Source organism: Streptomyces sp. ISL-100 (assembly GCF_018614615.1).
In the GTDB taxonomy this organism is placed as follows: Bacteria; Actinomycetota; Actinomycetes; order Streptomycetales; family Streptomycetaceae; genus Streptomyces.
The window spans coordinates 46682-56056 of sequence record NZ_JAGGOK010000096.1 but is presented as its reverse complement, the minus strand read 5'-3'; the positions used below and the strand labels follow the sequence as shown (position 1 = coordinate 56056).

The window sequence follows — 9375 nt, the reverse complement described above, 5'->3', positions numbered from 1 at the left end:
GATCTTCAGCGGCCTTCTAGGCAGGTCGGGCGCGGCGCTGGGGCCGGTGCGGCGGCGGGGGTGCCTTGTACGGGGCTCTGGGGTCGGTGCCGCGCCGGGGCGTCTCCTCGGGCGTCGAACGTTCGGGTAACGCGTTGTTCGTTCGGGCTCGTTGCATTCGACGCCCTGCGGGGAGCGCCCCGGCACGTCCCCTCCTGGCACCGTGCCAGGTGAAGCCGGGTGGTGCGAGCCCTGGCGGCTGCCGCTCTGCGGGGCAGCCAATTCAGCCCCTCCGGCGTTTGAGGAGCGGAGTCTGGGGCTGGCCCCGGTTCGGGAAGGGGCGGGGTGGGGAAAAGGCCCCGCGCAGCGGCCCGCACCCCCACCCCCGTCCCCCGAACGCACCACCCGCCGTGAACCCTCGCCGCTCCCGTGTGACCGTGGCCGTACCGCGTCCATGGATTCGGAGCCCCGTCATGGCAGACCTGCAGGACGACCCGCAATCTTCGTCCACCGCTGCGGTCGGCGAGCTCGACCGAATATCGCGCACGGCTGTCCCGAAGCACATCAAACCCGCGCCGGTGGAGTACGGGTCCCAGCCGACGCCGGCTGCAGAGCTCACCGAGCCGGAGCTTGCTCAGCTGGTGGTCGAGCCCGAGCTCGCCGACCAGCAGCCCGCCGAGCCCACCGCGCCCCAGGACAGCCTCAGCCGCGCCCGCGCCCTTCTCGCGGCGCACCCCGTCGCTGACGGGTACAACCGTCTCGCCTGGACCCTCGGCCAGCGCCAGTGGCACGACCTCGAACTGGGCGAGAGCACCCTGGACACCGACATCCCGCGCCTGCGCACCGGCGGCGTAGGCGCCCAGTTCTGGTCCCTGCTCGTCCCGGCGGAGTACGCCGGCGACCGGGCCATCAGCGCCACCCTCGAACAGATCGACCTCGTCAAGAGGGTCGTAGCGGCCTACCCCGAGGGCTTCCGCCTGGCCCTCACCGCCGGCGACATGGCCGACGCCCGCAACTGCGGCCGCATCGCCTCCCTCCTCGGCCCCGTCTCGGGACACGCCCTCGGCGAATCCCTGGGCACGCTCCGCGCGTACCACGCACTCGGCGTACGCAGCGTCGCGTTCGCCGGCACGCGCTGGGCGGGCGCGAAGGGGGAGGGGCTGACCCCCTTCGGGCAGGAGGTCGTACGCGAGATGAACCGCCTCGGCGTACTCATCGACCTCACCGGCGCGCCGCGCGAAGCCGTGCAAGGCGTGCTGTCCGTCAGCCGGGCCCCGGTCCTGCTCTCCCACTCAGGCGCCCGCGCCCTCACCGACACCCCTGTGAACGCCTCCGACGACGTACTGCGCGCACTCGCCCCCGACAAGGGCGTCTGCATGGTGGGCTTCGCTCCCGAACAGACCGTGCGCCGGGTGGCGGACCATCTGGACCACGTCCGCGAGGTGGCGGGCCCGGAGTGCGTGGGACTCAGCGGGATGTACGGGGCCGACGTGGCGGACGTACCGCACGCGGACGACCTCCGCGACGTCTCCTGCTACCCGCATCTCATCGCGGAGCTGCTCGACCGGGGCTGGGACGAGACCGACATCGCCCTGCTGACGTGGGGGAACGCGGCCCGAGTGGTACGGGACACGGAGTTCACGTCCCGCGCCACCCGCCGGCGCCGCCCCATCCCCACCGCATCGTGACACCAGAACGGGTGCCCGGCAGGGCCTTCGCCGACCCCGCCGGCGGTACGAACCCGGGCGCCGCCTGGAATGCCGGAGGCGTCCCCGCGCGACGGCACCACGCGAAAGGCGCCCCCCGCGCGCCGGCCGAAACCCGCACTCCAGAGGACGCCCTCACCAAGCCCAACCGCCAAACCGCTACGCCTTCGGCCGCCCCATGGCCCGGTACGTCCAGCCCGCCCCACGCCACAGCTCCGGATCCAGCGCATTGCGCCCGTCCAGGATCAGCCGTACGGAAGCCACCTCACCCAGCGACTCAGGGTCCAGCTCCCTGAACTCCCGCCACTCCGTCAGGTGCAGCACTACATCCGCGCCGCGCACCGCGTCGACGGCGGTCGGCGCGTATCCCAGGGTCGGGAAGAGACGCTGCGCGTTTTCCATGCCCTTCGGGTCGTACACGGTCACCTGGCCACCCTGGAGGTGGATCTGCCCGGCGACATTGAGCGCCGGCGAGTCCCGTACGTCGTCCGAGTCCGGCTTGAACGTCGCGCCCAGCACCGCGACCCGCTTCCCCAGGAAGCCGCCGCTGCCGCCCACCGCCTCGCGCGCCAGCTCGACCATGTGCCCGCGCCGCCGCATGTTGATCGAGTCGACTTCGCGCAGGAACGTCAGCGCCTGGTCGGCCCCGAGCTCACCCGCACGCGCCATGAAAGCCCTGATGTCCTTGGGCAGACACCCGCCACCAAAGCCGATCCCCGCCCGCAGGAACTTCTTCCCGATCCGCTCGTCGTGCCCGATCGCCTCGGCCAGCTTCACGACGTCACCGTCAGCCGCCTCGCACACCTCTGCCATGGCATTAATGAACGAGATCTTGGTCGCGAGAAAAGAATTGGCAGACGTCTTCACCAGCTCCGCTGTCGGGAAGTCCGTCACCACGAACGGTGACCCTTCCTCGATCGGCCCGGCGTACACCTCGCGCAGCATCTTCTCCGCGCGCTCGCTCTCCACGCCGGCGACAATCCGGTCCGGATGAAGCGTGTCCCTTACGGCGAACCCTTCCCGCAGGAACTCCGGGTTCCAGGCGAGCTCCGCGTCCGCCCCCACCGGCGCCAGGTCCGCCAGCAGACTGGCGAGCCGGGCCGCACTGCCGACCGGGACGGTCGACTTGCCGACGACCAGCGCCGGCCGGGTCAGCTGCGGCGCGAGCGAGGCGAAGGCGGAGTCGACGTAACTCATGTCGCACGCGTACTCACCGTGCTTCTGCGGCGTGTTCACACAGACAAAATGAATGTCACCGAAGGCCCCGACCTCCTCCCAGGAGGTCGTGAAGCGCAGCCGACCGCTCGACCCCTCGATCCCCGCGACATGCTTGCGCAGCAGCTCTTCAAGCCCGGGTTCGTACATCGGGACCTTGCCGGCGGCCAGCATCTCGATCTTCTCGGGCACGACATCGAGCCCGAGCACGTCGAATCCGAGCTCGGCCATGGCCGCGGCGTGGGTGGCGCCGAGGTAGCCGGTGCCGATCACGGTGATCTTGAGGGCCATGTGGTGAGCTCCAGGGAGGTACGGGCAGACATTCGGGCCCGAGCATAGTCGGGCAAGCCGGAGCGGACCTTTCCCCAGGCGACCCCCTGTCGGCAAGCTCACGTATCCCTATAGGCGCCCTGCCCCCTAAAATTGCGGTTACTTAACGGTAGTTAGCATCCTTGGGGAGTGAGAGACCTTGGCAGGCTCGCCTGATTTCGACATGTACCGCCCGTCCGAAGAGCACGACATGCTCCGTGACGCGGTGCGCTCGCTCGCCGAGGCGAAGATCGCGCCGTACGCCGCCGAGGTCGACGAGGAGTCCCGCTTCCCGCAGGAGGCGCTGGACGCCCTGGTCTCCTCCGACCTTCAGGCCATCCACGTCCCGGAGGCCTACGGCGGCGCGGGCGCCGACGCGCTGGCCACCGTCATCGTCATCGAAGAGGTCGCGCGCGTCTGCGCCTCGTCCTCGCTGATCCCGGCGGTCAACAAGCTCGGCTCACTCCCGGTCATCCTCTCCGGCAGCGAAGACCTGAAGAAGAAGTACATGACGCCGCTCGCCAAGGGTGAGGGCATGTTCTCGTACGCCCTGTCCGAGCCGGACGCGGGCTCGGACGCGGCGGGCATGAAGACGAAGGCAGTCCGCGACGGCGACTACTGGGTCCTCAACGGCGTGAAGCGCTGGATCACCAATGCCGGTGTCTCCGAGTACTACACCGTCATGGCGGTCACCGACCCGACCAAGCGCTCCAAGGGCATCAGCGCCTTCGTGGTCGAGAAGTCCGACGAGGGCGTTTCCTTCGGCGCCCCGGAGAAGAAGCTCGGCATCAAGGGCTCGCCGACCCGCGAGGTCTACCTAGACAACGTCCGCATCCCCGCCGACCGCATGATCGGCGAGGAGGGCACCGGCTTCGCCACGGCGATGAAGACCCTGGACCACACCCGCATCACGATCGCGGCCCAGGCCCTCGGCATCGCCCAGGGCGCCCTCGACTACGCCAAGGGCTATGTCCAGGAGCGCAAGCAGTTCGGCAAGCCGATCGGCGACTTCCAGGGCGTGCAGTTCATGCTCGCGGACATGGCGATGAAGCTGGAGGCCGCCCGCCAGCTGACGTACGCGGCCGCCGCCAAGTCGGAGCGCGTCGATGCCGACCTGACGTTCTTCGGCGCCGCGGCCAAGTGCTACGCCTCCGACGCGGCCATGGAGATCACCACGGACGCGGTCCAGCTCCTCGGCGGCTACGGCTACACCCGCGACTACCCGGTCGAGCGCATGATGCGCGACGCGAAGATCACCCAGATTTACGAAGGCACGAATCAAGTTCAGCGGATCGTGATGGCCAGGAACCTGCCGTAGAGCCTCCGTAGCAGGTCAGAGGCCATTTCGATGGTTTGAAGGAACGCTCTCAGCTTCCTGCCTGATGCAGCCCGATTCGGGCCGTTCATGGGCGTCAAGCTGGGGGAATCCTGGGTGGATGCTGAGCCGAAAACGGCCACTGACCAGCACAAACAACACAGCCCCCGGCGCGATGCCGGGGGCTGCTGTCGTACGTGGATCAGGCGACCTCTGACGCCTCCGTGGGGTCGTCCGCGCCGGGCGTCAGCATCGTTGCGATGGCCGCGCGGCCACGCTGCTCTGCCCCTTCGAAGATGTAGTGGTAGTGCTCCCTGAGCACGTCCGTACTGCTGTGGCCCATCCAGTCCGCTACGTCGTTCTCGGGGACACCGGCGTACAGCAGCCGCGACCCGTAGTAGTGCCGGAGTGAGTGGGCCTTGCAGTACTTCACCTGGCCCTTGCCCAGGGCCTCCATCCAGATCTTCGGGTAGAAGTACGACGCGTAGAGGTAGCCGGTCCGCGTCACATTGGGGAAGAGGAGCCGTTCCGGTCCCCATACACCGTGGTTCTTGATGTGCCGCCGAAGCTCGAAGGCGACGTTCGGCGGGAGGGGGACGGTGCGCCCTGGCTCACCCTCGTCACGGGCCTTGATGTGCCGACGCTGGATCGCGCTGTTCTTGCCCGACTCCGTGTCGCCGTCCTCCGCAATTTGGAAGTCGACCCGAAGCGTCTCGGCCTTGAAGTCGATCTGGTCGCGGGATACGGCCATGGCCTCTCCCAGGCGCAGCCCGCAACCGGCCATCAACCACAACATCGCGCGGTAGCGCGGGGGAGCGGCATCGAGCATCGCTAGTACTTCCCGCGTCGTGAGCCGCCGGGCGGTGCTCTTGTGCTCCCGGATCTCCTTGGCGCGGCTACCGGCACCCTTGACCTTCTTGCACGGGTTCCGGCCGATGATCTCGTTGACCACAGCCCAGTCCATCATTCCGGAGAAGAACGAGAACCGCTGACGACGTGTGCGAGCGGACAGCTTCCGGTCCTGCTCCATCCACAAGAGCCACTGCTCAACGTCAGCGACCTTCAGGGACACGATGGAACGGGCCTTGAAGAACGGCTCAATGGTCGTCTTCTGGATGGACCGGTACTGCTTCTTGGTGCTGTTCTCCAGCTTCCTTTGATTCGTCCACTGCTCCCACACGGCCGTCACGGGCTGCTTGCCCAACCGGTCGTCCAGGTAGGTCCCGGCGTCGAGTTCCTGTTCCTTTCGCTTGCGCTGGTCGTCGGCCCGCTTCTTGGTGTCGAAGCTCTTCTGCCTCTGCTTCCCGTCCGGGTCGTACCAGTACGTCGTCCACTTCTTCGGATCGTCCTTGGACCGCGCGACCCATGCTCTTGCCACTGAGGCAGCCCCTCCTGTTGGTGACGCACGGACCTGCCCGGCGTCGCGCCGGTCGTCCGGCATGACTCAGTCTGCGCATGGTCCACCCTGGAATGTCAACCCAGGGTGGACCACCCTGGGTGGTGCTACTCTGAAGACATGCGAGTAGACGAGAGCGGATTCGAGATCAGCCAGCAACACGGAGGCTGGGTGGTCCGGATGTGGTGGCCGACGGGGCCGGTGACGGGTGGCCCGCAGCGCATGACTGTGGAGCCAGCCGAGGATGCGACCCCTCGTGACGTAGTGCGTGGCATCTCCACGACCGTGCTCCGCAGGCTGGATATCGCAGCAGCGGTGAACGTGGCCAAGGTGGCCCCCGAGGCGCAGCGCACCTTGGAAGACGTTGCACGGAAGCTCAACCAGTCGGGGGAGGCGGCCGGGCTGCTGCTGACTAACGAGGGTGTTTCTGAGCGGTACTTGGCGATGCTTGCGGCGACGTACACGGGCATGGCCGACAGTGGGGCCCCGGCTCCCGTTCCGTGGCTGGCTCGGTTGATCGACCGTCGCCCGGAGACGGTCAAGGACCACTTGAAGAAGGCGCGCCGGGACGGGTTCCTGAGCACGCTGGCAGGAAAGGCCGGAGGTGAACTGACCGACAAGTCGAAGGCGGTGCTGGAAGCCATGACCAGCGCGGGCAGCTAGCGAGGCCTCATTCCAAAATTTCTATTCCAATGACCCCCGAGGAGGCTCGGGGGTTTTCTTTTTTACCGGAGGACAAATTGACCAAGCTCATGACCGTTGATGACGTGGCCGACTACCTGGCCAAGCCCCGTAGTTGGGTGTACGAGAACTGGAAGCAGCAGAACATTCCGTTCCGGAAGCTAGGGCAGGCGCTTCGATGCCGACCGAGTGACCTTGACCGGTGGCTGGACGAGCAGGGGGCCGAGTGAGTGAGACCAAGGCCCGCCGGTTGCTCACCGCCACCTACGACGTGAAAGAGGAATGGAGTCGTGCGCTCGTCGAAGGGTTCGGCCCCGGTGGGCTGATCGCCACAGAGGCTGACAATTTTCGACGGGAACATTTGCTTTGGGCTCTGGTCCAGCTCCGGTGCGTGAATGGTCGCACCGGAGAGATGTTCACGGGAGATACGGAGATAGCCCAACGGCTTGGCTACAACACCAAGGACCACCCTGGGAAACGATGCCGAGATGTGCTGACACAGATGGGCTTCTTCACACAACACGGCAAGAGGGGTAGGGCGGCGAATCTTCGCCTCTCTGCCCCGACTGAAGTTTTGAACGAGTATCCCACCTTGGCGGGTGCAGCCTTCGGTGAAGTCTTGACCGTCACGGACACCAACCCACCAAAGGCAAAGGGAGGCCGCAAGCCTCTGCCACCTACACCCAGGGCGGCACCATGGGATTCCCCTTCGCTTACCTGGCAGCGAGATAACCCATTTGGTGATACCCACTTCCCCGGTGGAACGGGGACTTAGTTAGTAGCTCATAGAGCGTAGATAGTAGTTGGTAGAGAGTGGGAGGCTCCTCTCTAAGGGGCCTCCTGTCTCTTAATTACTTCGCAAGGGAGGACCTTTGGGGGTCCTGAACCCGCCAAGGTAACAGGAAGAGTTTTTGTTCCGCCCCGGCCTGTGTGATCCGGCTCTCACTTTCTCGCCGTCGCATCCGACCTGCCCCCAGAGGACACGTACATACACAGTGAGAGAACTATTCAGGAGTCTTCTCAGGTTATGGCCCTGGCCTCCCCTTACCTCTGGGAGGCCAGGGCCTTCCCCTTTAGGTCAGAGATTCGCATTAGGGCAACAGCCCGCAAGGAGAAGCATGTTCAATCGACATCACTTCACTGCTCGTCGCATCGCTCTGGGCCTCTCCGTTGAGGAACTTGCCGATGAGCTTCAGGTATCCCCTTCGACTATCTATAGGTGGGAGTCCGGGGCCACCTGCCCTAGCCTGCGCATGCTGGTTCCTGTCACCCGGCATTCTTTGCGTCCCACTCCTTGCCCTGGTACAGGACGACGGTTCGGAGGAGCGGCGCACTGCTGAGGCACTTGATTCGTTGCTTCGGACTGACATGCACAAGGAGTTTGCAGCGTGAGCGAAATCAACACCGCACCGGAAACGCCAGAGGCGCAGACAGAGGCGGTACCCGACCCGGCCGAGGAGGTTCGGGCGGGGATTCATCGCGAGAATGCCGGGAAGCTGGCACAGGCGGAATTGAAGGCTCAGGCGGCGCAGGCTGGCATCAAGCTCCCCGACGGATACACGGATTACCTCGACACCTCCAAGCTCCTTGGGGAGGACGGGAATCCATCGGCCGAGTCCATCGGCGAAGCCCTCAAACCATTCGAGCCGAAATTCCCTCCACTTGCAGGGACTCTGCACAATCGCGGCTCCGCGCCTCTCGTCCACCATTTCTCTCTAGATGCACGACGCCGTAAGTAAGAAGGAGACACCCTATGGCTCTTCCGTACCAGCACGCTGGCACAAACACGTTTGTGCCTGAAATATTTGACGCCGAACTGATCGTTCAGTTTGACCCCCTCCTGCTCGTCTGGGCTTCCCGCCTGGTGAGTAACCGCAAGTACGAGGGGGAGATCAGAAAGCGGGGCGACGTTGTCCACATCAACTCGCTACTGCGCCCCACAGTGGGCGATTACAAGTTGCCGGATGGGATGACTGCTCAGCGGCCGGAAACGGTTGATCAGGAGCTTCCGATCACCGAGGCGAAGTATTTGCAAATTTTGATCGAAGATGCCGAGCGGGTGCAGCTTGCTTCAGATGACTTCAATTCTCCGATCAATACGCAGATGATTAGGGCCATTGCCCGTGCGGCTGACACGTTCATGGGGAACGTCATTTCCAGCAGCGCTACAGCGCTTCCGGACGTCGCTCCGGCCTCCGGGAACATTCCCGCGAGCCTCTACGGGACGATTCTCGACATGATGCTCGCCCTGGACGATGCGGACGTTCCGGGTGGGCGTTATGTGATTGTCTCTCCGAAGGTAAAGCGGTATCTCATTGAACACCCCTCCGTCGCTAATGCTGCGGCCTACGGTGATAGCGGCGTGACTGCCAATGGCGTTGTGGCGCGCCTTGCAGGGTTCACGGTTGCCTCTACAACTGCCATGCCTGCCGGGGTTGATATTGTGGCTGGCCACTCTGATTTCAGCACCTTTGCGAGCCAGTTCACGGGGTTCCGTGAGGGTCAAAGCGAAAAATTCCGAGCCGATTACATCGACACCCTGCACCTCTATGGAGGCAAGGTGATTCGTTACCCCGGTATGGACACGAAGAAGGCTGACAATGCCTGGGACGAGGCACTTCCGACCAAGGGAATTGTAAAGGCAGCCGTGGACTGGCCTGCCTGATATTTGGTGACACTGATTCGGGCCTCCGCCATGTCGGCGGAGGCCCGTTTTCTTTTTGCCCCTTCAGGAGACCCCATACGTGTCCTTGTGGCGAAAACGGGACGCGGAC

9 protein-coding genes are annotated in these 9375 nt (G+C 65.2%); 7 read left to right on the top strand and 2 right to left on the bottom strand.

Annotated features, from left to right (window positions below; all coding sequences use genetic code 11):
- The first annotated feature begins 452 nt into the window (after positions 1 to 452).
- Complete coding sequence (locus tag J7E89_RS35305; protein ID WP_214979766.1) at positions 453 to 1667, top strand: dipeptidase; 1215 nt, start codon at positions 453 to 455, stop codon at positions 1665 to 1667.
- Between the two features lie 177 nt (positions 1668 to 1844).
- Here the strand turns inward: J7E89_RS35305 and J7E89_RS35300 are convergent, their stop codons facing one another.
- Positions 1845 to 3191: a UDP-glucose/GDP-mannose dehydrogenase family protein gene (locus tag J7E89_RS35300; protein WP_214979764.1), complete on the bottom strand. Its 1347-nt coding sequence runs from the start codon at positions 3189 to 3191 to the stop codon at positions 1845 to 1847.
- 178 nt (positions 3192 to 3369) lie between these two features.
- Between J7E89_RS35300 and J7E89_RS35295 the strand changes: the two genes are divergently transcribed.
- Entirely contained in the window at positions 3370 to 4527 is a 1158-nt protein-coding gene (locus tag J7E89_RS35295; protein ID WP_214979762.1) for an acyl-CoA dehydrogenase, read from the top strand.
- A 199-nt stretch (positions 4528 to 4726) separates the two neighbouring features.
- Here the strand turns inward: J7E89_RS35295 and J7E89_RS35290 are convergent, their stop codons facing one another.
- Entirely contained in the window at positions 4727 to 5902 is a 1176-nt protein-coding gene (locus J7E89_RS35290; RefSeq protein WP_214979760.1) for a site-specific integrase, read from the bottom strand.
- A 138-nt stretch (positions 5903 to 6040) separates the two neighbouring features.
- On the opposite strand from J7E89_RS35290, the gene J7E89_RS35285 reads away from it, so the two are divergent.
- From J7E89_RS35285 to J7E89_RS35265, 5 genes are all read left to right on the top strand, one after another.
- Positions 6041 to 6583 carry a hypothetical protein gene (locus tag J7E89_RS35285; RefSeq protein WP_214979758.1) on the top strand — a complete coding sequence of 181 codons (543 nt, stop codon included), beginning with the start codon at positions 6041 to 6043 and terminating at the stop codon, positions 6581 to 6583.
- Positions 6584 to 6672: 89 nt separating this feature from the next.
- The gene (locus tag J7E89_RS35280; RefSeq protein WP_214979756.1) at positions 6673 to 6831 is read left to right on the top strand and encodes a helix-turn-helix domain-containing protein; all 159 of its coding nucleotides are present in this window, start codon (positions 6673 to 6675) and stop codon (positions 6829 to 6831) included.
- Positions 6832 to 7719: 888 nt separating this feature from the next.
- Positions 7720 to 7941, top strand: coding sequence for a helix-turn-helix transcriptional regulator (locus J7E89_RS42535; RefSeq protein WP_214979754.1), 222 nt, complete (start codon positions 7720 to 7722; stop codon positions 7939 to 7941).
- 48 nt (positions 7942 to 7989) lie between these two features.
- The gene (locus J7E89_RS35270) at positions 7990 to 8340 is read left to right on the top strand and encodes a hypothetical protein (protein ID WP_214979752.1); all 351 of its coding nucleotides are present in this window, start codon (positions 7990 to 7992) and stop codon (positions 8338 to 8340) included.
- A gap of 14 nt (positions 8341 to 8354) precedes the next feature.
- Entirely contained in the window at positions 8355 to 9266 is a 912-nt protein-coding gene (locus J7E89_RS35265; RefSeq protein WP_214979750.1) for a hypothetical protein, read from the top strand.
- Positions 9267 to 9375: the final 109 nt, after the last annotated feature.

Excerpts from the sequence above, each read along its gene's own strand:
- J7E89_RS35305 (WP_214979766.1), top strand. The coding sequence starts at position 453 with ATGGCAGACCTGCAGGACGACCCGCAATCTTCGTCCACCGCTGCGGTC.
- J7E89_RS35300 (WP_214979764.1), bottom strand. The coding sequence starts at position 3,191 with ATGGCCCTCAAGATCACCGTGATCGGCACCGGCTACCTCGGCGCCACC.
- J7E89_RS35285 (WP_214979758.1), top strand. The coding sequence starts at position 6,041 with ATGCGAGTAGACGAGAGCGGATTCGAGATCAGCCAGCAACACGGAGGC.
- J7E89_RS35280 (WP_214979756.1), top strand. The coding sequence starts at position 6,673 with ATGACCGTTGATGACGTGGCCGACTACCTGGCCAAGCCCCGTAGTTGG.
- J7E89_RS42535 (WP_214979754.1), top strand. The coding sequence starts at position 7,720 with ATGTTCAATCGACATCACTTCACTGCTCGTCGCATCGCTCTGGGCCTC.
- J7E89_RS35265 (WP_214979750.1), top strand. The coding sequence starts at position 8,355 with ATGGCTCTTCCGTACCAGCACGCTGGCACAAACACGTTTGTGCCTGAA.